The sequence below is a fragment of the Mesorhizobium sp. CCNWLY176 genome (assembly GCF_037153935.1).
Taxonomy (GTDB): Bacteria; Pseudomonadota; Alphaproteobacteria; order Rhizobiales; family Rhizobiaceae; genus Mesorhizobium_M; species Mesorhizobium_M zhangyense.
The window spans coordinates 362,534-385,794 of record NZ_JBBBDZ010000004.1 but is presented as its reverse complement, the minus strand read 5'-3'; the positions used below and the strand labels follow the sequence as shown (position 1 = coordinate 385,794).

At 61.9% G+C, this 23,261-nt stretch carries 23 protein-coding genes and 2 pseudogenes; 6 read left to right on the top strand and 19 right to left on the bottom strand.

Annotated features, from left to right (window positions below; translation table 11 throughout):
* Window positions 1–2: 2 nt before the first annotated feature.
* The 9 genes from WBQ96_RS09515 to WBQ96_RS09475 form a co-directional block, all read right to left on the bottom strand.
* Window positions 3–896, bottom strand: a complete 894-nt coding sequence (locus WBQ96_RS09515; RefSeq protein WP_165120009.1) for an intradiol ring-cleavage dioxygenase — start codon at window positions 894–896, stop codon at window positions 3–5.
* An 8-nt stretch (window positions 897–904) separates the two neighbouring features.
* Window positions 905–2,659 carry an FAD-dependent oxidoreductase gene (locus WBQ96_RS09510; protein ID WP_336549461.1) on the bottom strand — a complete coding sequence of 585 codons (1,755 nt, stop codon included), beginning with the start codon at window positions 2,657–2,659 and terminating at the stop codon, window positions 905–907.
* Entirely contained in the window at window positions 2,652–3,740 is a 1,089-nt protein-coding gene (locus WBQ96_RS09505) for a branched-chain amino acid ABC transporter permease (RefSeq protein WP_336549460.1), read from the bottom strand. The genes WBQ96_RS09510 and WBQ96_RS09505 overlap by 8 nt, the downstream gene beginning before the upstream one ends.
* A 1-nt stretch (window position 3,741) precedes the next feature.
* A complete protein-coding gene (locus WBQ96_RS09500; RefSeq protein ID WP_336549458.1) occupies window positions 3,742–4,605 on the bottom strand; it encodes a branched-chain amino acid ABC transporter permease in 864 nt (287 codons plus the stop codon).
* The gene (locus tag WBQ96_RS09495) at window positions 4,602–5,312 is read right to left on the bottom strand and encodes an ABC transporter ATP-binding protein (RefSeq protein WP_336549455.1); all 711 of its coding nucleotides are present in this window, start codon (window positions 5,310–5,312) and stop codon (window positions 4,602–4,604) included. The genes WBQ96_RS09500 and WBQ96_RS09495 overlap by 4 nt, the downstream gene beginning before the upstream one ends.
* Window positions 5,312–6,031, bottom strand: coding sequence for an ABC transporter ATP-binding protein (locus tag WBQ96_RS09490; protein ID WP_165120014.1), 720 nt, complete (start codon window positions 6,029–6,031; stop codon window positions 5,312–5,314). Before WBQ96_RS09490 ends, WBQ96_RS09495 begins: the two co-directional genes overlap by 1 nt.
* 104 nt (window positions 6,032–6,135) lie before the next feature.
* Window positions 6,136–7,413 (bottom strand): ABC transporter substrate-binding protein, encoded by a 1,278-nt coding sequence (locus WBQ96_RS09485; RefSeq protein WP_165120015.1) that lies wholly within the window; start codon window positions 7,411–7,413, stop codon window positions 6,136–6,138.
* Window positions 7,414–7,440: 27 nt separating this feature from the next.
* The gene (locus WBQ96_RS09480) at window positions 7,441–8,502 is read right to left on the bottom strand and encodes a maleylacetate reductase (RefSeq protein ID WP_336549452.1); all 1,062 of its coding nucleotides are present in this window, start codon (window positions 8,500–8,502) and stop codon (window positions 7,441–7,443) included.
* On the bottom strand, window positions 8,499–9,359 hold the full coding sequence (locus WBQ96_RS09475; RefSeq protein WP_165120017.1) for a dioxygenase family protein: 861 nt from the start codon (window positions 9,357–9,359) through the stop codon (window positions 8,499–8,501). The genes WBQ96_RS09480 and WBQ96_RS09475 overlap by 4 nt, the downstream gene beginning before the upstream one ends.
* 80 nt (window positions 9,360–9,439) lie before the next feature.
* On the opposite strand from WBQ96_RS09475, the gene WBQ96_RS09470 reads away from it, so the two are divergent.
* Window positions 9,440–10,390: a LysR family transcriptional regulator gene (locus WBQ96_RS09470; RefSeq protein WP_165120018.1), complete on the top strand. Its 951-nt coding sequence runs from the start codon at window positions 9,440–9,442 to the stop codon at window positions 10,388–10,390.
* A 39-nt stretch (window positions 10,391–10,429) separates the two neighbouring features.
* Here WBQ96_RS09470 and WBQ96_RS09465 read toward each other — a convergent pair whose 3' ends face one another.
* From WBQ96_RS09465 to WBQ96_RS09420, 10 genes are all read right to left on the bottom strand, one after another.
* Window positions 10,430–11,026 (bottom strand): flavin reductase, encoded by a 597-nt coding sequence (locus tag WBQ96_RS09465; RefSeq protein WP_165120019.1) that lies wholly within the window; start codon window positions 11,024–11,026, stop codon window positions 10,430–10,432.
* Entirely contained in the window at window positions 11,023–12,249 is a 1,227-nt protein-coding gene (locus tag WBQ96_RS09460; protein ID WP_165120020.1) for an acyl-CoA dehydrogenase family protein, read from the bottom strand. Before WBQ96_RS09460 ends, WBQ96_RS09465 begins: the two co-directional genes overlap by 4 nt.
* An 80-nt stretch (window positions 12,250–12,329) precedes the next feature.
* Window positions 12,330–13,109: an alpha/beta fold hydrolase gene (locus tag WBQ96_RS09455; protein WP_165120021.1), complete on the bottom strand. Its 780-nt coding sequence runs from the start codon at window positions 13,107–13,109 to the stop codon at window positions 12,330–12,332.
* 25 nt (window positions 13,110–13,134) lie between these two features.
* Window positions 13,135–14,148, bottom strand: coding sequence for a zinc-dependent alcohol dehydrogenase (locus tag WBQ96_RS09450; RefSeq protein ID WP_165120022.1), 1,014 nt, complete (start codon window positions 14,146–14,148; stop codon window positions 13,135–13,137).
* Complete coding sequence (locus WBQ96_RS09445; RefSeq protein ID WP_165120023.1) at window positions 14,145–15,182, bottom strand: branched-chain amino acid ABC transporter permease; 1,038 nt, start codon at window positions 15,180–15,182, stop codon at window positions 14,145–14,147. Before WBQ96_RS09445 ends, WBQ96_RS09450 begins: the two co-directional genes overlap by 4 nt.
* Window positions 15,183–15,186: 4 nt before the next feature.
* Window positions 15,187–16,044 carry a branched-chain amino acid ABC transporter permease gene (locus WBQ96_RS09440; RefSeq protein ID WP_336549449.1) on the bottom strand — a complete coding sequence of 286 codons (858 nt, stop codon included), beginning with the start codon at window positions 16,042–16,044 and terminating at the stop codon, window positions 15,187–15,189.
* Window positions 16,031–16,759 (bottom strand): ABC transporter ATP-binding protein, encoded by a 729-nt coding sequence (locus tag WBQ96_RS09435; protein ID WP_091918264.1) that lies wholly within the window; start codon window positions 16,757–16,759, stop codon window positions 16,031–16,033. Before WBQ96_RS09435 ends, WBQ96_RS09440 begins: the two co-directional genes overlap by 14 nt.
* The gene (locus tag WBQ96_RS09430) at window positions 16,756–17,484 is read right to left on the bottom strand and encodes an ABC transporter ATP-binding protein (protein ID WP_165120025.1); all 729 of its coding nucleotides are present in this window, start codon (window positions 17,482–17,484) and stop codon (window positions 16,756–16,758) included. Before WBQ96_RS09430 ends, WBQ96_RS09435 begins: the two co-directional genes overlap by 4 nt.
* Window positions 17,485–17,579: 95 nt before the next feature.
* The gene (locus WBQ96_RS09425; RefSeq protein ID WP_336549444.1) at window positions 17,580–18,878 is read right to left on the bottom strand and encodes an ABC transporter substrate-binding protein; all 1,299 of its coding nucleotides are present in this window, start codon (window positions 18,876–18,878) and stop codon (window positions 17,580–17,582) included.
* 69 nt (window positions 18,879–18,947) lie between these two features.
* Entirely contained in the window at window positions 18,948–19,766 is an 819-nt protein-coding gene (locus WBQ96_RS09420) for an SDR family NAD(P)-dependent oxidoreductase (RefSeq protein ID WP_165120027.1), read from the bottom strand.
* A gap of 294 nt (window positions 19,767–20,060) precedes the next feature.
* Here WBQ96_RS09420 and WBQ96_RS09415 point away from each other — a divergent pair, with 294 nt between their 5' ends.
* The 5 genes and pseudogenes from WBQ96_RS09415 (at window position 20,061) to WBQ96_RS09395 (ending at window position 23,259) form a co-directional block, all read left to right on the top strand.
* On the top strand, window positions 20,061–20,411 hold the full coding sequence (locus WBQ96_RS09415) for an MbcA/ParS/Xre antitoxin family protein (protein WP_165120028.1): 351 nt from the start codon (window positions 20,061–20,063) through the stop codon (window positions 20,409–20,411).
* A gap of 8 nt (window positions 20,412–20,419) precedes the next feature.
* Complete coding sequence (locus tag WBQ96_RS09410) at window positions 20,420–20,932, top strand: RES family NAD+ phosphorylase (protein ID WP_165120029.1); 513 nt, start codon at window positions 20,420–20,422, stop codon at window positions 20,930–20,932.
* Window positions 20,933–21,572: 640 nt separating this feature from the next.
* A pseudogene (locus WBQ96_RS09405) lies at window positions 21,573–21,760 on the top strand (ATP-binding protein); the annotation flags it as partial.
* A pseudogene (locus WBQ96_RS09400) lies at window positions 21,737–22,054 on the top strand (transposase); the annotation flags it as partial. The pseudogenes WBQ96_RS09405 and WBQ96_RS09400, both read left to right, overlap by 24 nt.
* A gap of 284 nt (window positions 22,055–22,338) precedes the next feature.
* The gene (locus WBQ96_RS09395) at window positions 22,339–23,259 is read left to right on the top strand and encodes an ABC transporter substrate-binding protein (protein WP_165120030.1); all 921 of its coding nucleotides are present in this window, start codon (window positions 22,339–22,341) and stop codon (window positions 23,257–23,259) included.
* Window positions 23,260–23,261: the final 2 nt, after the last annotated feature.

Sequence of the window (23,261 nt, the reverse complement as noted above, 5' to 3'; positions counted from 1 at the left end):
CTTCAGCCACGGGCACCCTTGGTGCGAGCAAGCACGAAGTCGTATTCGACCTCCCAGAATGGTCCGGCGAATTCCAGTTCGGCAGCGCGCTTGGCATCGTCGACCTTGTCGAACTCTGCCAGCAGGCTTTCTTTCACGCCAAACACCGCGTCCGAATTGATGTAGGGATCGTCGGGATCGAATATGTGCGTTGTCAGCGTCTCGAAGCCGTCGGCCTTGAGGATGAAGTGAAGATGAGCCGGCCGATAGGGATGGCGGCCGAGCGCGGTCAGCATCTTGCCGACCGTGCCGTCGTCAGGGATCGGGTAGTATTTCGGCTTCACGGCACGGAACCAGTAGCCCCCGTCAGGGCCGGTGCGGAACACACCGCGTAGGTTGAAATCGGGCTGAATGCCTTTCTGCTGGACGTCGTAAAAGCCCTCGTCATTTGCCTGCCAGACATCGAGAACAGCATTGGCGACCGGCTTGCCTTCCGTGTCCAGGATACGGCCATGGATGACCATGTCCTCGCCTTTCTGGTCGAGGCAGATGTTCGACCCCATGGGCAGTTCCGGCGCATCAGCAACGTGGAACGGCCCGAGCACCGTTGATTCCGATGCACCCGAGGGCTTGCGGTTGTTGATGGCGTCGACCAGCATGGAAACCCCGAGCACGTCGGAGAGCAGGATGAATTCCTGCCGCCATTCGTTGCAGAGATGCCCCGTTTTCGTCAGGAACATCACCGCCTGGAACCACTCTTCCTGGGTCGGCTCGATTTCCTTGACGGCTTCGTGCAGTTTCCGGGTGATCACTTCCATCACCTGCTTCAGCCGTTCGTCCTTGGCGTTGCGGTTGCGGTCCGTGACGACCTCGACCGAGTTCTCCTCGGTAAAGAAACCTCTTTCATGCGCTTCCATGTCGAACCTCACAGGACCAGAACGGATTGCAATGCGCGGCGCAGTTCCGCGGTGGGATCGGCCGCCAGCGTCTCCCGACGCCAGCAGACATGCTGATCGGGCCGGACGAGCACGAGGCCGCTGTCGCGGATCTCACGCTGCCCGGCCCAGTCGCCGGTCAGGTCCTGCCACTCCTGACGCGGGCCAATGACGTGGGCTCGAATGTCAATGCCCAGCTCCGCTGACAGGGCCTTTGCAGCCTCGACCCAGCCGTTGCCGCCAATGCCGGTCAGCACCGTAAAGCGGCCCTTGCCGCACAGGTCGAGCGTCGAAACCCTGGTGCCGTCGGCACCGAAGACCCAGGCATGCGGCAGGCGTGCGCCGGGCCAGGTCGTCGGATGATAATGCAGTTCCGCATCCTTCTCGAAAGGAGGCTCCGTCTGGCCATCGCTTAGGATCGCGTTGGAGGTGTAGCGCTGGTTCATCTCCACGCCGTGGGCATCGAATTCGTAGACCTTGGCGGCAATGGTGGCGCGGATCTCCTGCCGTTGGGCCTCGGCGGCCGATGTGTTGTCGCAGCGCGCATCCATGTTCTGCTGCATCTTCACCGGATCGATGGAGTCGAGAAGTCCGAGCGCCTTGAAGATCGGGCCGAACTCCTCGATCGACTTGTTGGCGCGGGTGACGATCTGCTTGGCGATGGGAGCACGCTCGACCTGATAGCTGTCGAGCAACGCCTCGCCCGCTTTTCCCTCGAGCACATAGGCGAGCTTCCAGGCGAGGTTGAAGGCGTCCTGAATCGAGGTGTTGGAGCCGAGCCCGTTGGACGGCGGATGGCGATGGGTGGCGTCGCCCATACAAAACACACGGCCATTCTGCATCGTCGTGGCGTACATATTGTTGACCGTCCATGTCGAGACGGACTGAATTTCGACCGGCAGATCCGGTTCGCCCACCAGATCGCGCACCACCTTGGTGGCGAAGGCTGTATCCACCTCGGGCGCGGGCTGGTTGATGTCGTAGCCCCAGACGATCAGCCACTCGTTCCATGGCCGCACCATACGCACGAGCCCCATGCCAATGCCGCCGACGTCGGCGCCGGGCTGCACCACCCAGTAGAGCACCGAGGGCCGGTGCGCGACGTAGCGCGTCAGGTCCGCCTTGAAGAGGATGTTCATCGATCCTCCGACGCCCATCTTGCCTTCGAAGGTGAGGCCGGCGTCTTCCGCAACCTTGGAGTTTCCGCCGTCCGCACCCACGAGATACCTCGAGCGTACGGTCAATTCCTTCCCCGTCAGGCGGTCGCGGCAAGTTGTCGTGACGCCCTTCGCATCCTGCACATGCGAGATATATTCCGTCGACATGCGCGACTGCGTCCCGCGCGAACAGGCGGTTTTGTAAAGCAGCGGCTCCATTAGCGTTTGCGGCAGATCGTTCATATGCGACGGTGAGGAAAGTTGGTGCTCGGCACGGCTGAGCGGATGCCTGCCCCAGCTCTTCATGCGCCCGATCTCCTCACCGGCAAGCGACGTGCAGAATACGTTCTCACCCATCAGATCCTGATGCGTGGCGAACATATAGGCTTCGTCCTCGACGTCTCGGCCAAGGTCGCGCAACACTTCCATCGTGCGCTGGTTGGTGATGTGCGCGCGCGGCGTGTTGGCGAGCCAGCGGTAGCGGTTGATCACCATATTGTCGATGCCGTAGGTGGCGAGCAGCGCGGCGCAGGCCGAGCCGGCCGGGCCGGTCCCAATGATCAGAACGTCAGTTTCAATGTCAGCCATGCGGCACTCCCTTGGTCGTCTTTGTCGAGGATGCGCCCGTCAGGATGCGACGGACGGGAAAGAGTTGAATTCCGGTTCGGTCGGTGAACAGGCCCCACAGCCCGCGCGGGGCGAACAACATCACAATGATGCCGATGAGGCCAAGAACAAGCAGGTACCATGAGCCGTAATCGGCGAGCAGATTCTGCAGGATGAAGAAGACGATCACGCCCACAATCGGCCCCTCGATAGTGCCGATGCCGCCGATGACCACGATGAAGATCACATAGGCCGTCCAGTCGGTAAGCGAGAACGCAGCGTCCGGCGAGATGCGAGCTTTCTGCACATAGATCAGCGCGCCGGCAATCCCGGTCACCAGAGCTGCGGCGAGATAGACCACCGATTTCATCCAACCCGGATCGACGCCAACGGAGCGCGCGGCCTCCCGGTTGTCGCGCACGGCGGCAAGCCCCAATCCCTGCTTCGAGCGCAACAGCTTGTAGATGAAACCGATCGTCGCGCAGGCGAGGACAAGAGCCAGCCAGTAGCACACGATGTCGGCGGCCTGCGAGGGACGCACACCCAGCCAGTCGCTCACCAAACCTACACCAAACATCTCGCGCGTCGCGCCCGATGGTAGCGACGTGCCTGTTCCGCCGCCCAGCGCTTTCCACTGCGCGAGCAGGAGCCGCACCACCTCGGCAATGACCCAGGTTCCAATGGCGAAATAGGCGCCTTGCAGGCGGAACGCGAAGAATGCGACCGGGATAGCAAGCACCGATGCCGTAATGCCGGCGAGAAGGATGCCGACGATCGGATCGAGCCCGGCGAGGATGACGACGGCGAACATCGTATAGGCGCCAAAGCCGACGAAAGCCTGCTGCCCGACCGAGACGAGGCCGGCATAGCCCGCAAGCAGGTTCCAGCACTGGGCGAGCACGAGCATGGTCAGGATAAAGAACAGATCCTGGATGACGCTGCGCGAAACGAATAGGGGCGCCGCGGCGGCAGCGATCACCACGCCGAGAGCCATGAGGCCGAAGGCGGAGGAGGCGCGAGTGCGTGTTTCTACCTTCCAAGGGGAGAATGCATGGTCCGCCATGTCAGTCCACCGCCCGTGGGAAGAGGCCTCGCGGCCAGATGAGGAGTACGAGAAGGAACGCGATGTGGCCGGCCAAAATCTGCCACTCGGGATTGATCGACGCCCCGACCGTCTGCGCCACGCCGATGATGACGCCGCCTGCAAGCGTTCCCCAGAAGGAACCGAGACCACCGATGATCACCGCCTCGAAGGCGTAGATCAGGCGCGCCGGCCCCATCGTCGGATCGAAATTTGCGCGCATGCCAAGGTAGAGCGCGGCGATCGTAACAACGACCATCGCAAGGCCGGTCGCGGTCGCGAAAACGCGGTTCGGCTGGATGCCCATCAGTCCCGCCGTCTCCCGGTCGTCGGACGTCGCGCGGAAGGCGCGGCCAAGCGCGGTACGGTAGAACAGCAGATTGAGGCCGACGATGACGGCGACTGCCGACAGGAAGGTGAGCAGCGGCATGGTGCCAACGCTGATCGGCCCCAACTGCAGCGACGCTGTTTCCAGCCCGCCTGCGGAAATCCGCCGGCTGTCGGCGGAAAAACCTTCGAGAAGCGCGTTCTGAATGACGATCGAGAGGCCGAAGGTCACGAGAAGCGGTGGCAGGATGTCGTTGCCCAGCGTGCGGTTCAGGAGCCCGAACTGCAGCACCCAGCCGAGCGCGAACATCACCGGCATTGCGATGACCGCAGCGATGAACGGGTTGAGGCCGAGCGTCGTCACGAGCAGCAGCGCCAGGAAAGCGGCAAGCACGATCAGGTCGCCATGGGCGAGATTGACGAGCCGCATGATTCCGAAAACAAGGCTGAGGCCAGCGGCGAAGAGCGCATAGAGCCCGCCCAGCAGCACGCCTTGAACGATGGTGTCGAGCCAGTTCATCGCGCATGTGCTCCGAAGTAGGCTGCATGGATGTCGTCGCGGCTGATCGCGCCGGGCATACCCGAAAGCGTGATGCGCCCCTCCATCATGCAGTAGACCCGATCGGCCACCTTGAGCGCCTGACCAATGTCCTGTTCAACGATGATAATGGAGGCGCCGGCTTCGCGGATTCGCGGAAAGGCGGCGTATATGTCCTTGATGACGACCGGCGCGAGGCCGAGGCTGATCTCGTCGCAGAGCAGCACACGCGGATTGGACATCAACGCCCGGCCAATCGCGACCATCTGCTGCTGGCCGCCGGACAATGCGGTGCCCGGACTGTTGCGGCGTTCCTTGAGCACCGGGAAAAGATCGTAGACCGTGCCGAGCGTCCAGGTGCCGCTGCCTGACCGTCCATATGCTCCGATCTGGAGATTTTCCTCGACGGTGAGCGAGGGGAAGAGCTTGCGGCCTTCGGGCACCATGGCGATGCCCTGGGCCACGACATCCGGGGCCGGCATGGCGCCGATCGGGCGGTCGTCGAGAAGGATATGGCCCGGCTGATTGGTGATGAGGCCCGAGAGCGAGCGCAACAGCGTCGTCTTGCCGGCACCGTTGGCGCCGATGATCGCCAGCGTTTCGCCTTCCTCCAGCCGGATATCGACACCGAAGAGCGCCTGGAAGTCGCGGTAGAAGGCCGTCAGCTCCCTTGTTTCGAGAAGCGCCATCAGACTTCGATCCCGAGGTAGATTTGCCGAACGGACTTGGAGGCCATGATGTCGTCGGGCTTGCCCATGGCGATCACCTTGCCGAAGTCGAGTACCAGCAGACGACCGACCACCGAGGTCAGCGCGTGCAGGATGTGCTCGACCCAGACGATCGAGACACCGGCCGCGTGGATAGATCTGATCGTGTCCACCAACTCCTGGCATTCGCCTTCGGTCAGGCCGCCGGCTATCTCGTCGAGCAGCAGAACTTTCGGCTGGGTGGCGAGCGCGCGAGCGAGTTCCAGCCGCTTGCGTTGAAGCAAGCCGAGGCTTCCCGCTGTCTGGTTGGCGCGGGCTATCAGGCCGGTTTCCACGAGAATATCGGCGCAGCGGTCCGACACGTCCTTTTCCGTCCTGCTGGAGCCGAAAGCTGCCGCCACCAGCAGGTTTTCGAACACGGTGAGCTTTTCGAAGGGTTGCGGAATCTGGAAGGTCCGCCCGATGCCGGCAAGGCAGCGCACCATCGGCGGCTGGCGTGTCACGTCGGCGCCGTCAAAGGTTACCGTGCCGCCGTCGACGCCCAGGTTGCCGGTGATCAGGTTGAACAGCGTCGATTTGCCAGCGCCGTTCGGTCCGATCACGCCGAGCGCCTCGCCCTTTTCCAGCGCGAACGAAACCTGGTCGGCGACCTTCAGGGCGCCGAAGCTTTTCGAGACGTTGTCGAGCGCGAGTATGGGCATTCTGTTTCCCCGTCGTGTCCATGCGCCGCGACGGCGGCGGCATGGGAAAGAAGACCATCGCCTTCCTTCCCGATCCGGCCGCCGTCGCGTCCCCGGCAGCGGCCTTAGGCAATCGCCTCCATCTGGCCACCGGTCGGTATATGCGGCGCGGTCTTGTTGTCGACGATGACCAGTTCGTAGCCGCCGGCGTCCTTCACGCGCCACTGGCCGCCGACCAGCGGCGTCTTGGCGATGTTCTTCGCCGCAAACGGCGGAACATTGGCGCCGTCCCAGGCAACGCGGCCGACGATGGTGTCGAGCCTGGTGGCAGCGATCGCCTCGATGACCGCGGCACTGTCGCTCGGATCGGCGCGCTTCAGCACGTCTACCGCCACTTCGAAGAGGGCATGGACGAAACCGATCGGCTGGGTCCATGGCCGGCCGGTTGACTTGGTGAAGCCTTCCGCGAGTTGTCCCGCGGTCTCACCCGTCAGTGACGACTTGAAAGGATGGCTTGCCGACCACCAGACTTCACAGGACAGGTTGTGGCCGGTCTTGCCGAGCGCTTCCACCGCCTGCGGGAACAGGATGGCTTTGCCGATCGAGGCCACCTTGGGTTTGAAGCCCTGCTGCTGGGCCTGGTTCCAGAAGGTGGTGAAGTCCGGCGGGATCATGACGCCGGTGATGATTTCCGAGCCATCCGACTTGAAGGCATTGATCTGCGCGGAGAAATCGTCCGTCAGGTTCTGGTAGCGGCCCGGGTCGACCAGCGTATAGCCGCCCTTTTCCAGTACGGGCGGGAAGCCAACGGCCTTGTCGCCCCAGGCATTTCCGTCCCCGTCGTTCGGGAAGAGGCCCCCGACCTTTTTGTTGGTATCGAGCTGCCCCCACATATTGGTGTAGACGGCGATCACGTCCTCCAGGCCCCAGAAGAAGTGGAAGGCGCTGTTGAAAGGCTTCCAGGTCGACGGGTCGCCCGGGTTACCCTGCTGGCCGATGAACCATGGCTGCCAGGGGGCGGCCGTCGAGATGCAGGGCACGTCCTCGGCCTCGCAGGTCGTCGCAACCGGGTTGGTGGTCTCCGGCGTCGAGGCAACGAGCATGATGTTAACCTCATCGTCAACGATCAGTCCCTTGGCGACCTCGGCAGCGCGGTTCGGGTTCGACTGGCTGTCCTTGACGATGACCTCGATATCGAGCCCGGCCGACTTGGCAGCGCTCTTGAAGCCGTCAACGATAAACTTGTCGGCCTCGGCAAAGGCCGCGAGCGGCCCGGTCTGCGGGCTGACATAGCCGAGCTTGATCTTGGCGCCTTGGGCAATGGCCGGCATGGCTAGACCCGACGTCGCGACAAGCGCGCCGGTGGCGGCTGTATTCTTCAGCAGTTCGCGTCTGGTAATCATGTGCTTTCTTCCTCCCAAAAGAAACATTCAAAGCGGCGGGCGCCGTCCTCCCCAGGCATCCTGGAGCAGAGAACGGATGGAATCGCGGTCGATCGGCCGCGGATTATCATAGGGATTACGGGTGGCGATCTCGGCGGCGCGGTCGAGGTCACTCTCCGAAAGCCCGAAATCCCTGAGTGCCAGCGGCGAGCCGATGGACTTGGCGAAATCGTAAAGGCTCTGCCCCGGCGTACCGCCGAAGATATCGGAAACCGGCTGCAGCAGTTCCGGTACAGCCGCCGCGTTGAAGCCGATCGTGTGCGGCAGCATGATCGCGTGCGTTTCGGCGTGCGGGGTATCGAAACTACCACCCAATGTGTGGCAGATCTTGTGATGCAGCGACATCGCCACCTGGCCGAGCACGGTGCCGCACAGCCACGCGCCATAGAGCGCTTTTTCCCGCGCTTCCATGTCTTGCGGCTTATCGACGATGATGGGCAGAGCCTCCTTCAGCGCGCGAATGCCGTCCACGGCCATCATGTTGGTGATCGGGTTGCGGTCGCTGGCATAAAGCGCCTCGGCGGAATGGGCGATGGCGTTGAGCCCGCTCGTGACGCTCATGGCGACCGGCAGGCCGATGGTCAGCGCGGCATCGTAGATCACCACCTCCGGCACGACCTTCGGGCTGCGCAGCGTTGTCTTGATGCCGCCTTCGGTCTGGCCGAGGATCGGGGTGACTTCCGAGCCGGCATAGGTCGTCGGGACGACGATCTGCGGAATATCGGTACGATAGGCCATCGCCTTGCCGAGGCCGGTGGTGGAGCCTCCGCCGAGCGAAACCACACAATCGGCATCGAGTGCCGCTGCATGCGCGATGGCGCGTTCCGTCACCTCGACCGGCGTATGCATTGTCGCGCCGGGGAATACGCCGACCGCCAGGCCACCGAGACGCTTCGCCAGCACCTCGCCGTCAGCCGCCTGATGCGGTGTGGACAGAACCAACGCACGCTTGCAGCCCAGTTCCACGAGCCATCTGCCGACATCGGCACTGGCGCCCAAGCCGAAAACGATGCGGGCAGCGTTTCCCTGATACGAGAATTTCATCGTCATGCCGACTGACGCTCCTTCCTTGCCCGGATCATCACGAAGGTGAAATCAAGCGACCATCTGCCGTGTGACTGTTCCGGCATGAAGGCACCGATCAGTTCCTGCTTGACGCCGAAAAGAGCATCTTCGCCCAAATGGGGGTCGGCTCCGTCATAGACATGCGTTCTTATCGCCTCGAAACCCTCAGCCTTGACGATGAAGTGCAGGTGAGCCGGCCGACGCAGCGGGAAGCCGACAGCACCAAGCATCTGTCCCACAGGACCATCGCACGGAACGGCGTATCCCGCAGGCTTGACCGTGCGGTAATGGAAAGCGCCGTCGGCACTGGTCGTGAACACGCCGCGCAGATTGAATTCCGGCTGCATGTCCGGCTGCTGGTTCTCGTAGAAACCTTGGGCGTTCGCCTGCCAGGTCTCGATCGCCGCGCCTGAGACCGGCTTGCCATCGAGGTCGATGACATGGCCCGACACCTCCAGCGGCTCGCCTAAACCATCCAGGGAAATATTGGCGCCCAGCGGAAGCCTTGGCGCGTCCGGCCGGTAGAACGGTCCCCGGACCGTATTCGGGGTCGCGCCCTTTGGCCTGCGAGAATTGATTTCCTCCACTAGTGCCGTGATGCCGAGCAGATCCGACATAAGCACCCATTCCTGGCGCTTTTGATCGCTTGCGTGACCGACCTCCGTCAGGAACTCGATGGCTTTGCGCCATTCGGCGGAAGTGGGACGCGTTTCGACGATGAAACGGTGAAGGTGATCTACAAGGGACGACAGTGCCTTAGGCAGCTTCCCCGAGGAGTGCCGCGCCAGACGCTCCGCCACGATTTCCGCAGAATTGTTCTCGCTGAACGATAGAGCTGCCATGGTTCCTCCCACGGCTGCACGGTATCAACAAGTTGCGTAGCACTTGATAATTTTTTTGATCATTAATATTCCTTATTGCTATGAAGATCGATGAAAAGCATCTCATCCAGCTTGCGGCTGTCGTGCAGGCGGGCGGCGTCACCGAAGGCGCAAGCCTGCTCGGGCTAACCCAACCAGCCGTTTCGCGCACCATCGCGCAGCTGGAGAGGCGGGTGGGCGAGCCTCTGTTCGTCAAGGGCCGACGGCCGCTGCAGCCAACGCCGCTGGGTCGCGCGCTTGCCGACCACGGTCAGGCGATGCTGACTGCCTCGCGCAAGGCCTCCGCGCTGGTCGACGGCTTCCGCCATGGGCGCACGGGCGTGGTTCGTATCGGCGGCAGCCCCTTCTTCACCGACGCCCTCGTCGCCGGCATGATCGCCGAGTTCCAACACGCCTATCCCGAAGTCCGGGTCGAACAGAGTTATGGCTACCTTCCCGAACTGCGCGCCGCGATCAACGCCGACCGGATCGATCTTGCCGTCTGCCCCATCGACATCCTGGAGGAAGGCTCCGGCCTGCGCTTCCAGGAAGTTCTTCCGGGCCGCAACGTCGTCGCCTGCCGCGTAACCCACCCGCTGTTGATGCGGCGCAAGCTCGATCCCAAGGAGCTTCTCGACTATCCGTGGATTTCCCCGCCGCCAGGCAGTCCGCTTATGGCCGACCTGCGCAGCCTCGTGCTGTTCCTCGGCGCCACGGAGACGAAGATCCGTTATTACGGCGGCTCGCTGACTGCTGCGATCAACTACATGAAGGCAAGCGACGCATTGACGATCCTGCCGCACAGCGTGGTTTTCGCCTACCGCAACGAAAAGGCGATAACGGCGCTTCCGATCAACATTCCGCATCCCGAACGGGCTCTGGGCATCCTTCACCGTGCCGAGGACCTGGGCGCGCCGGCGGTCGAGGCCTTCTCGAACCACATCCAGAAAAGCTTCGAGAACCTGAAGCACCTGATCAAACGCCACGAGAACGCGGTCGTCTGGGGTCTGTGATGTTTGACGCACGCAGCGGCGAGGCCGCAAGCTGGCGCGTCAGAAGGTGGCCGAATCGTCGGGCCAAAGCAGGATCGGCACCCGGCTTGCGCCCGTGAGTGGATGCAGGCCGTGCCATCTCCGGTTGGCATAGACGAGCGTTTCCGCAAGGTGCATCTCTTGTGCGAATGGCGAGACCCCCAGCAGCTCGGCAGTGACGATGCAGGCGCCCGGAACCGGGAAGCGCTCGCGAACAGCCGCCCGAAACCACAGGTCGACCTGCGGGTAGTACGGCTCGCCGCTTGCGAGCCGCTCCCACCGCACACCATCGCCGAAACGGTCCTTGCCGCTCGTCGCACACAGTTGCGCAAGCTGCATGTCGTCCTGCCGCGCGAAATGCACCACGACGGTTTCGGCCCGTTTCGCCGCTGCCGCACTTGACGAGTTGTCCGACAGCGAGAAAGCGACGGTCGGCGGCGAGACGCTGATCGAGATCAGCGAACTCACCGTGAGCGCGACCGGCCCGTCACCAGGATCGGCCGTGATGATTGCAACCCCGGATGGATGATGACGGAAGGCCGTCAGGAACGCCTCCGCCACCCCCGCCTCTCCCACCGGAGCTGCCGGCCGAACCTGTTGATCCGGACGTGCGCTCATCTCTTTTCGACCAGATCGTAGAACTGCCAGGCGCGATCGCTCCACAGCCCACCGATCTCGCGGCCAGCCGCCGACACCATGTTGTTGTTGATCGTGAAGTGGTTGGCGGCCGTCAGCATCTCGCGATAGATGCGCTGCATGACGCCCTTGCGCAGCGATGCGCCCCCTGCTGCGCGATAGACGAACTGGCAGGCGTCGACGCCAGCCTCGTGAACTTCCGATTTCGCGAGATGGATCAAGCTGATCTGCCGGGTTGAAACCCGATTCCCTGCCTCGATCGACGCTTCCACCTCGTGCCATATCTCGAACAGGAAGGCGCGGGCGGCACGAACGCGTGCTTCAGCGCGTCCGTAGTCGAACCAGAATTTCTCGCTCTCGCCAAGCAGCCCCGCCCTGCCCGTCTTGGTCAATGCGAACTTGGCCACTTCGTCCAGCATGCGGCGTGACGCGCCGATCGCCCAGCCCGAATGGCCGATGGCGGCAAGACCGACGACGCCAAGGCTGAAGAACTCCTTCTGGCGCTGCGGCTCAGCGGTCAGGATCGGGAACACCATGTCATCGGCGATGAAGACATCCTTGGCGGCATAGTCGATGCTGCCGGTGCCCTGCAGGCCGAGCACCTCCCAGTTGCCGAGAAGGTCGTGGTCTTCGACGGGTGCGTGGGCACAAAGCACAATCACGTTGCCGTTCTCGTCCTTTGCGGGCTGGCCGTTGCCGTCATCGAGAAGCGCTGCGGTGTGGGTGTAGGTCGCGTGGTAGATACCGCTCGCGTAAGACCACTTGCCGTTCAGGCGATAACCGCCATCGACCTTCTTCAGCATGCCGGTTGGCGTGCCTTGCCCTGAAAAGCGATTATCCTCGCCTGGCACGAACAGGCGCGCGATGGCGCTATCGGGCAGGAAGGCTGCCGACATGGCGCCGATGCAGGCATGCACCATCGACACCCAACCAGCCGCGCCGCTGTGGTAGGTGATCGCCTCGATAAGCTTCAACCCTTGTGTCGGCGAAAACTGGGCTCCGCCCTGTTCCTCACTGGCGAAGATATGCGACATCCTCAGCGGTGCGAGGGCTTTGAACGTCGTCTCGTCGAGACGCCCGAGCGCTTCCGTCTCCGCTGCATGTTCCTCAAGGACCGGTCCGATCTTGCGAACCTGTTCCATAAGAGCGTTGAAATCGGTCTTTGTCCCCCAATAGCCGGATGCGTGTTTCAGCGGTGCGTTCATCTCAATTCCTCCTTCGTCGATGGGTTGCGCGAGGTGCAGCGTTAGTCTGCCAACCCCGCAGTGAGGCGGTCCGCGAGGCTTCAGCCTGCGAGAAAATCGCCAAGCGCGCTTACGGTCTCCGGCTTCTCCTGCATTGCGAAATGGCCGGCGTCTGGAATGATCAACAATCGGGCATTGGGTATGCGTTCAGCCCAGATCGCAGCTTGCGGGGCCGGCAGCATGCGGTCCTTCTCACCCCAGACGACGAGCGTCTCGTTGGGTATCCGGCTCAGCCACCGTCCGAGATTGGGATGCCCCATGCCGTGGACACCGAGAATGCGTCCCAACGCCTGGCCTTCCTTTTCCCGGGCGGCCAGGAATTCATCCAGCGGCGGACATTCGGCACCGCCGGGGAAATAGCGCAGCGCGACATCGACATTGTGGGCGAGGTAGGCTGGAAGCGCTTCCGGGCCGATACTGGCGAGATCGGCGCCAGGGTGTTCGGGATGGTTGAGACCGGCAGGCGCATTCAGCACCAGCCGCGAAAACCGCTCACCGGCAACGACAGCCATCTCGGCGGCCATCCAGCCACCCATCGAATGGCCGACGAGATGCGGGCGGTCGAGACCGAGCGCGGAAACGAGGCGCAAATTGTGGGCAATCATGTCCTGCATGCCCACGAAATGGGACGCCTCGTCACTCTCGCCGAACCCTGGATGAAAAGGCAGATAGATGCGGAAGCGATCCGCGAGGCCTCGCGCCCAGTTGTGCCCCTCGAGAGTGGCGGCGCCATGCAGCGCGAGAACGGCGGGACCATTGCCGATCGCCTTGACGACCGTGCGCACGCCGTCGATGTCCAAAGTCAGGGTCTCGAATTCCATTTTTACTCCTCCACCGATCGTCAGTTCACCCGAGCGCGGGCGTAATCAGAACCTTGCATTGCGTTGTGCGGCGTCGCAGGCCCTCGAAGGTATCGGGAATGTCGATAAAGCCGATCCTCCCGGTCACCAGTGCCTGCGGCCGGTAGTCGCTCGGCCCGAGTGCGCGCAGCGCGGTTTCGAACTCGGCCATCGAGAAGAAGACGGCGAAGACGATCTGGATTTCCTTCGACAGCGCTGCGAAGGGATCCCATTCGTCGCCGCCGACGCAAAGCCCCACCGCGACTACCGTGCCGTGATGGCGAACCAGACGGCAGGCCAGGTCGATAAGGCCACGCTTGCCGACGCATTCGAAGACGATGTCCGGCTCTCCTCCGGCAAGCTCGCTAAAGTCTTTGGCGAGGTCCGGCCCCGACAGCGCGAAACCGGTCGCGCCTATCGCGGCCGCACGGTCCTGCTGGTGTCGATTGATATCGGCCACGACCACATCGCGGGCGCCGAACCGACGCGCCCAGAAGGCGACGAGAAGACCGATTGGTCCAGCACCGAGAACCAGCACACGATCGCCCGGCTTGATGCCCGAGCGCATGACGGCATGCAGGCCGACCGCCAGAGGCTCGGCAAGGGCGCCCTCTTCCATCGGCAAATCGTCCGGCAGATGCCGGCACTGCCGCGCCGCAACGGTTGTGTATTCAGCATAGCCGCCGCCAATCAGACGCATTTCCGGACACCAGGCGGGCTCGCCCCGGCGGCAACTGTCACAATGGCCGCAGCCGCGCATCGGCGCGACGGCCACACGGTCACCGGGTTGGAAATCGGTCACGGCGCTGCCGCAGCCGATGATCTCGCCAGCAAATTCATGGCCGAGGACGTCGGCCTTGTTGAGGCCGAAGGTCGAGGGATCCTCCGTCATGTGCAGGTCGGAGCCGCAGATGCCGCAGGCTACGACGCGCAAGAGCACCTCGTCCGCAGTCGGTTCGGGCCGGCTCACCTCATTGATGCGCAGCGGCAGGCCGATGCCATCGAACACCGCCGCTTTCATTGCCGTTCCTCCACCAATGTACGTCGTGTCGGAAACCAGGGCGCATCGACGACCTTGCAGATGAGGCCCCAGATACCGCCCCTGGCGAACAGCGCCATGAACAAGGTGAGGAGGCCGAGCACAACAAGATAGGTCGCGCCGTACTGGCCGAACCAGCGGTCGGCGAAGAAGTAGATGAGCGCGCCAATGATCACGCCCTCGAGTGAGCCCAGCCCACCGACCATGACGATGAAGATTGCGATGTTGGCCCAGTTGGGATCGTAGGCGGATGGCGGCGTAATCCGAAGCTGGGCCATGAAGTAGATTGCCCCGGCAAGCCCCGTACCAACGGCGGCGGCAACCCAGATGAGGAAGCGCAGGCGGCTTACATTGACGCCCTGGCTTGCGGCGGCGATCGGATTGTCGCGCATGGCGATCAACGCAAGGCCGTAGCGCGAACGCAGCAGCCAGTAACTGCCGCCGACGGTGACGAGCAGCATCAGTGCCGCAAGGAGAGAAATGCCGACTGCGCGTTCCGTGGCGGAGTAGCCGGTCATGACGCGAAGGCTCATGCCGGCGCCGGCGTTCACATAACCGAAGTTCGACGTCGCGAGCCGCATCACCTCGGCAATCACCCAGGTGCCGATCGCGAAATAGGGACCGTCCAGCCGATGCAGGAGCCCGTAGGTCGGGATCGCCAGCAGGGCTGGCGCTATCATCGCCAGAACCACGGCGACAAACGGATCGACGCCCCAGAGTTGCGCGATTATGAACATCATGTAGGCGGCGACACCGACGAAAGCCTGCTGGCCGACCGAGACGATGCCCGCATAGCCTGCAAGCATGTTCCACATCTGGGCGATGGCGATGTAGCAGCACAGCCGTACGATGTCGCGGATCAGCCCCTGGCTGGCCCACAGCGGCATGGAGGCGACCGCGACCAATACCACCACGCTCAAGATCAAGGCGACGATACTGGATGTCGTTCGGCGCTGAACCCGAACCCGGGGACCATCGAACGTAGTCGTCGAAGCTGCGGCGAGCGCGTCTGTCACGGCTTCAGTCCTTTCCGAGAAGACCCTGCGGTCGCAGGGCAAGGATGAGAAGGAAGACGAGATGGCCGGCAAGAATTCCGAAACCTGGATCGATGCGGAAGCCGATGGACTGGCTGATGCCGAGCACTATGGCGCCGAGAAAAGCACCCCAGATCGAGCCCATGCCCCCGATGATAACCGCCTCGAACGCATAGATCAGCTGGAACGGGCCGTCGGCCGGTGCCACGGTGGCCCGCATCGACTGGAAGACGGCAGCAAAACCAAGGATCGCCACGGCAACGGCCGTAGCGCCGGCATACACCCCTTTGGGATTGACGCCGGTCATTGCGGCAGCCTCCACATCCGCCGACGCAGCCCGAAGCGATCGACCGAACCGCGTGTAGCGCAGGGTTGCGTCCAGCCCGCCGGTAAGCAAGGTCGCGGTCGCCAGGACGATGACCGGAAGCACCCCGACATAAAGCGTGCCGAGCTGGAATGATGCTTGCGCGATATCGCCACCCCCGAGCGAACGAGTGTCCGCGGACCAGACCTGCAGCATGGCGTTCTGCAGGGCGACGGACAGGCCGAATGTTGCAATCAGCGAAGGAAGCGGATCCGCCCCCACCACCCGATTCAGGATCAGGCGTTGCAGCAGAAGGCCGAGGATAGCCCCCAGCGCCACCAACACCATCAGAACCGTCCAAGGGCCGAGCGCGAAGGTGGCCGCCAGACTGATACCCGTCAGCGCAAGCAGGATCATCAGGTCGCCGTGGGTAATGTTCACGATGCGCATGACACCGAACATCAACGCCATGCCCAAAGCATACTGCGCGTAGAGACCGCCAAGCAGGACGCCCTGCACGAGACCGTCAAGCCACTGCATGGGCGCCTCCGAAATAGGCCGCGCCGATCACCTCGCGCGATATGTCCTGTGAGCGGCCCGTCAGGCTGACCCGACCTTCCAGCATGCAATACAGACGGTTGGATGCAGAGCGCGCCAATCCGACGTCCTGCTCCACGAGGATGATGGCCGTGCCATTGGCCGAGATCGACGGAATGGCCCGGTAGATTTCCTTCACGACCTTTGGCGCAAGGCCCAGGCTGATTTCGTCGCACAAGAGCAACCGCGGCTGATTGAGCAACGCCCGGCCTATTGCAACCATCTGCTGCTGACCGCCGGAGAGCGATTGCACCGGCACTGCCTGTTTTTCGCGAAGGATCGGAAACAGCTCGAAAACCCGATCGAGCGTCCAGGCCGTTCCTCGTGGTACAGCCGCGTGATCGATAGCGACCCTCAGATTATCGACGACCGACATGCCCGTGAAAAGGCGGCGGCCTTCCGGCACGATGGCGACGCCGTCGGACACCATGCGATTGGGCTTGCTCCCGCCCACGGGACGACCGTCAAGGCGCACCATTTCAGGCGCGACGCGCAACAGCCCCATGATGGACTTCAGCAATGTCGACTTGCCGGCGCCGTTGGCGCCGATCAGCGCGACGACCTCGCCCTCGGAGATCTCGAAGTCGATGCCGTAGAGCGCCTGGAAATCGCCGTAACGCGCCACCAGCCCCTGGGTTGAAAGAAGTGTGCTGCTCATCCTTCAACCCCCATGTAGACGCGCCTGACCTCGGGGTCCTTGATGACGTCTTCCGGCACGCCTTCGGCGATCTTCTCGCCGAAGTTCAGCACCATCATCCGGTCGGCCACGGCAAGAAGCGCGTGCAGAACATGCTCGATCCATACGATGGTGACGCCGCGATCGCGGATACGGCGGATAAGGGACACGAGTTCCCTGCCCTCTTCATCCGTCAATCCGCCGGCGATTTCGTCCAGAAGCAGGAGCTTCGGACCGGAAGCCAGAGCGCGCGCCAATTCGAGGCGCTTGCGGTCGAGAAGCGTGAGCGTGCCGGCGGAGCGGTTCGCCTTGTCCGAGAGCTCGCAGTCCCGAAGGATCTGCGCGCACCAGGCATAGCACTCGGCTTCCGAACGCCCGCCGCCGAACGACGCGGCGACGAGAAGGTTCTCGAAAGTGGTCATCCCAACATAGGGACGCGGAATCTGGTAGGTGCGGCCGATGCCGATGCGGCATCGTCGGTATGGCGGCTGGCCGACAAGCGGCTGCCCTGCGAAGGCCAGTTCGCCGCTGTCGACACGCAGATCACCACTGACCAGATTGAAAAGAGTCGTCTTGCCCGCGCCGTTCGGCCCGAGGATACCAAGGACCTCACCGGTTCGAACCTCGAAACTGACATCATGCAGGACACGCAACGCGCCAAAGGCTTTGCTCAGTCCCCGTCCCTCAAGTATTACGCCGTTTGCCATGCTCCTCCGTTCCCGGTTTGCGACCGGTGGCGTGGCTTTCGCTATCCGGCCCTGGCCTGCTCAACAGGCCAAGGCATGATCTTGTGCAGTCCGTCTCAGGCGGACCACGGCATGGGCTTCATCTTCTGCTCCGGTTCGAACAGCTTGTTGACCGAGTTGTCGACGATCTTGAGATCGTAGGGCCACTTCTCGCCCTTGACCCACTGGCCACCGAAGATGGGCGTGGTGGATACGTTCTTATGCGGACCGGAAGAGAAGTCGACCTTGCCGACCAGCGTCTCCATCTTGGTGGCGACGAGCGCCTCGCGGTTGGCCTCGCGATCGAGCGGGTTGGTCGACCGCTTCAAGACGTCCAACGCCACTTCCCAGATTGCATGGCTGTAGCCCAGCGGCTGCGTCCATTGCTTCTTGGTCTCGCTCTCCCACAGATCGGCGATCTCGCGGCTGAGCTGTCCCGTGAGCGTGGATTTGAAGGGGAAGGCCGGCGTCCACCAAACCTCTGAAGACATGCCGTCCCCAAGAGGCCCAAGCGCCTGCACGCCCGAAGGAAAGAGAAGGGCAGCGGCAACCGTTACCGCCTTTGGCTTGTAACCTTGCTGCGCGCACTGGTTTACAAAGGTCTTCAGATCGTCCGGATAGGTGATGCCGCCGATGATGTCGCAGCCGGCCTGCTTGAACGCGCTGATCTGGGCGGAGTAGTCATTCGTGCGCGGCTGGAAGAACCCTGGCACGACGATCTCAAACCCGGCTTTCTGGGTCGGTACGGGCAATCCATAATTGGTGTTGCCCCAGGTTTCGCCATCGGCGTTCTGCGGAAACAGCAGGCCGACCTTGCGGTTGGTGTCGATCGTGTTCCACAGGCCGACGAAAGTGTTGAGCGCCTCGTCGAGACCCCAGAAGAAGTGATAGGTCCATTTGAACGGCTTGTCCTGGCCACCGCGCGGGAAGATCACTGCCTGCCACGGCGCGCCGGTGGAGAGACACGGGCACTCGTAGAGCTCCGCCTGGTCTGCGGAGGGGCTCACCGTATCCGTGGTCGAGGCAGGCAGCAGCAGGTGCACCTCCTCGTTGAGAATGAGATCTCCGGCCACTTCCGCCGCCCGGTTCGGATTGGACTGGCTGTCGCGCATTATGATCTCGACATCGAAACGGCCAGCGGCTGTCTCGAGGCCGTTCTTCACGACATCCTTGACCTTGCCGAGCGCCCAGCCGTCAGTCTCTCCGAACAGTGCAAGCGGACCGGTTGCAGGCGTTACGAAACCGATCTTGATCGTGCCCGCCGATTGGGCGCGGGCCACCATCGGCGCGCCCAGTGTCGAAGCCGCTAGCCCGGCGCCAATACCCTTCAGCACCGAACGGCGCGACGGTTGAGAAAAATTCGTCTTCAGGTCCATTATGGTCTCCTCCCTCAGTGTGTTTATGTTCCCGTCATTCGCCGGCCTCTCCCGAACCGGCGGCAACTGTCATGCGATGCGGTGCATTGCTCCCCCGTCGATGACGATCTGGCTGCCCGTCACATAGGAAGAGCATGGGGACGCGAGATAGAGCGCGAGGCCCTTGATGTCTTCGGTGTCCCCGATCCGGCCGATCAGGGATTGCGCCTCGAAAGCCTTGCGATCGGCGGGAATCTTCAATCTCCCGCCGGCAATGTTGGTCATGAAGGGGCCGGGCGAAATGCAGTTGATGAGGATACCGAATGCGCCCAGTTCCATCGCCATCTGGCGGACGAAATGATCCACGCCGGCCTTGGCAGGCATGTAGGGGGTTCCGACGATCGCCTCATTGATCTGCGCCGCAATCGAGGACGTGACGATGATACGTCCGCCTCCCGTCGCCTTCATGTGCCGTGCGGCGTGCTTCACCGTGGTGTAGACGGAGGTGAGATTGACCTCGATGACACGGTCCCAGTGGTCGTCGTCCAGAACGTCGATCGCCCCTTCCGGGATGCGCTCGCCGGTGGTCGACAGGAAGCCGGGGCCTGCGTCGATGCCTGCATTGGCGAAGACCACGTCGATCCGGCCATGGCGTTCAGCAACGGCATCGAAGGCAGCCGCCATCCCTGCGCGATCCGAGACGTCGAGAGCCTGGCCCCAGACGTCAGCGCCGTCACGCTGCAATTCTTTCACCACCACATCGAGATTGCCTGCATCACGGTCGAAAATGCAGACACGCGCACCGTTGTCCGCCATGACCTCGGCATAGGCGCGTCCAATGCCGCTCGCTCCACCGGTCACAATGACCGACCTGCCCCTCACATTGAACATTTCCTGCAATGCAGCCATGCCGTCCTCCCTCACATCGGAAGGTAGCAACAGCCAGCGCTACGTATGATCATTTTTTTGATGCTTAATATGACATATTGCTATGAAAGCGTCGCCCGAGCAGCGCGACGCAAAACAGCGAAAAGCCGGAATTTGGCAGGGAAAGTTCATCGAGCCCTGGACATGGCGCGCTCGGCAAGGCGACGGATGTGAACAATGCCGTTCAAACGGCACATAGACCCCCACCTTGAATGCCGCCAAAACTGTCGCTATATTCCGTCAATAAAAGGGGCGTTCTCTCGGCGGGAGACCTAAATGGGCTTGGTTCAATACTACGACAACGGCTTCTTCGCCCCGCGCAAGATCGCGGATGCCTTTCGAACGACCAGCGAGGAAGTCGCCCGGACGGCAGGGCTCGGCAAGGACGCTGTCCAGCGCAAGGATCGCGTGCATTCGGACAAAACCCAGCGCCGGCTGCGCGAGATGGTCGAGGTAATCAATAAAGTGGAGCAGCGCTTCGGTTCGAGCCTTATGGCATATGCCTGGTATCGATCCGAGCCCCTGTCCGGCTTCTCGGGTCAGACGGCAATGCAGCTCGTTCGCAGTGGGCGTGCCGACGACGTGCTCGACTATATCGACGCGGTCGACGCAGGCGTACACGCCTAACCGGGTTGATGCTTTATCGGGGCAAGCTCTATCGAGCACTCAATCCTGTATATGCGCGCGAGCCGCTGTCCGGCCGAGGCGCCGAACTCTATGGCGGGCGGTTCAACCCGAAAGGCGTGCCGGCGCTCTATGCGTCCCTGTCGGTGATGACGGCACTGCGGGAAGCCAATCAGGTCGGCAATCTCCAGCCAACGACACTGGTTTGCTACGATGCCGAGATCGACGGTGTTTTCGATTGCCGGGATGAACAAGCCCTCGAGGCAGAAGGTCTGGATACAGCTGCGCTGGCAGACGGCACGTGGCGCGACCAGATGAAGGCAACCGGAGAGGCCGCGACGCAAGCCTTTTCCCGACGGCTGATTGCCGGCGGCTATCGTGCGCTGCTCGTCAGAAGTTTCGCCCCAGGCGCGTCCGAAGGCGATCTAAACCTCGTTCTCTGGAACTGGGGCGATGAGGCGCCTGCCCGTCTTAGCTTGATTGACGATGAAAATCGGTTGGCGGCAACGTCATCTCGTATCTGACCGCGCTGAGTGAGCCAGCGATCCAGATCAACCGGCATCTATTGCTGTGCAAAATAGATTTTGTGCATTGCAATATTTGATGCGATTGCTATCTTAAATTTGTCGGCCATCTACTCCTCCCAGATGCGATGCCGGTGTTGAATATGGTGCACCTCCTCCCGCACCGTTTTCGAAATCAAGCCCGCTGCCACCTCCTCCCGGCAGCGGGCTTTTTCGTTCCAGGAACGCTGCCTAGCGCATATCAAATAGTGTCGACCGCCGCGCTCAAGGCTTCTCATCAATCGACTGGCACAACTTCATCTCTTGCCAAGTAAGAGCATTCCAATTTTCCGCCAGCGAAGTAGCAGTCCTCAGTGTTACTGGGCAATTTGACGATTTTAGCCGGTTGTCCTGCATCAGCCGGTGAGCAGACTGCGAACACCTCAAATGGCGATTCATAAAGGTTGGCGTATTGCTTCACGCTACCAGCGATACGTGGTTGCAGCGGTGAGGCGTCGGGCCCCTCCCCGGCGTGGATTACCACGTCCCGCACGGGCAAGCCGCACACGTCGGCTTGCTCACTGTCGTCGTTCAGCGCGTTGTCGAGCAGCACCTTGGGTTCTTTCAGCAGGGCGTTGGAATAGGGATCTGTCGCCGTTCCGATCTCGTCCTCGACGAGCTTGATTACCTGCCGTTCAGCGCGTCAGGCGGTGCACTGCTCTTCCATCTGCTGAGCAAGCTCTACGAGCACACCAGCGTCATCATCACCACCAACCTAAGCTTCAGCAAATGGGCCAGCATCTCGGCGATGCCAAGATGACCACCGCAGCGGAACGGCCAATCGTCCATTCCGATCGCGGAGCTCATTATCGCTGGCCCGGTTGGCTCACACGGATTAGCGAAGCGAAATTGGTTCGCTCAATGTCCCGAAAGGGCTGCTCACAAGACAACGCCGCGTGCGAGGGGTTCTTCGGCCGGCTGAAAACGGAACTCTTCTATCCACGAGATTGGAAGGCCATCACAATCGAACAGTTCGTCGCCGAGGTAGACGCTTATATTCGCTGGTACAACGAGAAGCGTATCAAGATATCGCTGGGATCGCTCAGCCCGGTCGAGTATCGTAAGAGCCTCGGCCTGAACTTATTTATAAAGCAGTCCAAGTTTTTATCCGCACCCCCGCCGGGTCAGCTCTCAATGGAAATCAACAGGCCTGTTGCTCCCCACAAATGCGGCTCCCGCCGAGCTGTGATAAAGGCAACCGTATTCGTCAATACCGATGGACCAAAGGGCAACTATCGGCCTCGCTTGCAAATTACCATTGTAACAAATCGTCCGGAACCGCTTTTGGACTTGCTGAACAATCGTTGGAACGGCGTGGAGGATAGGTTGTGACTCGGAATGTTGCGCTGCATCTGAGCGGAACCCTTATGCTACTGGTTTCCTGCGGCACGAGTTTCGCAGCTGATCTTGTAGTTGGCATGCCCAATTGGCCATCGGGCCAAGCGTCCGCCAACATCATCAAGTTCGGCATCGAGAAGGAGCTGGGACTGGATGTTGAAGTTCGTGAGATGGGAACGCTAACGATCTTCGCCGGACTGGATGCGGGCGAAGTGGATGTCCATCCCGAGGTCTGGTTGCCCAATCTCGACTCTCTCGTGAAGAGATACGTCGATGACAAGAAAACGGTCAAACTCAGCCCAAAGGAAGTTGCGGCCACACAAGGCATGTGTGCCACACGCGAAACTGCAGACACGTACGGAATCAAGGATATCGCGGATTTAAGCGATCCCGAGAAGACATCAGTTCTCGACACGGATGGCGATGGGCAGGGTGAAATCTGGATCGGCGCGGAGACCTGGTCATCGACGACTATCGAGAGAATACGTGCTGAAAGCTACGGCTACACCAAGACGGTGAAACTTCTGGAGATGCCGGAGGACTTGGCCATGGCGGCTGTCGATGCCGCCTCTGCAACGAATGAGCCGATCGTTTTCTACTGCTACAGCCCGCATCACGTTTTTGATCTCCACGACATCGTTCAGTTGACCGAGCCAAAACATGATGATGGCAAATGGAAAATCGTGCTGCCCAGCGACGATCCGGCAGGTTGGCTCTCCAAGTCGTCTGCGCCTGTGGGGTGGCCACCGTCGCATTTCCAGATCGCCTTCGCGACAAAGACGGCCGAGAGGTTGCCGAAGGTCGCGTCGTTTCTCTCCAGAATCGACTTCACTGCGAAGGAAGTCACGGAGATGAGCTATGCGCTGCAGGTGGAAAAACAGGATCCTGCGGCATTTGCCCAGAAGTGGATCGCGACGCATGAAGACCGATTGGAAAGCTGGACCAAATGAGC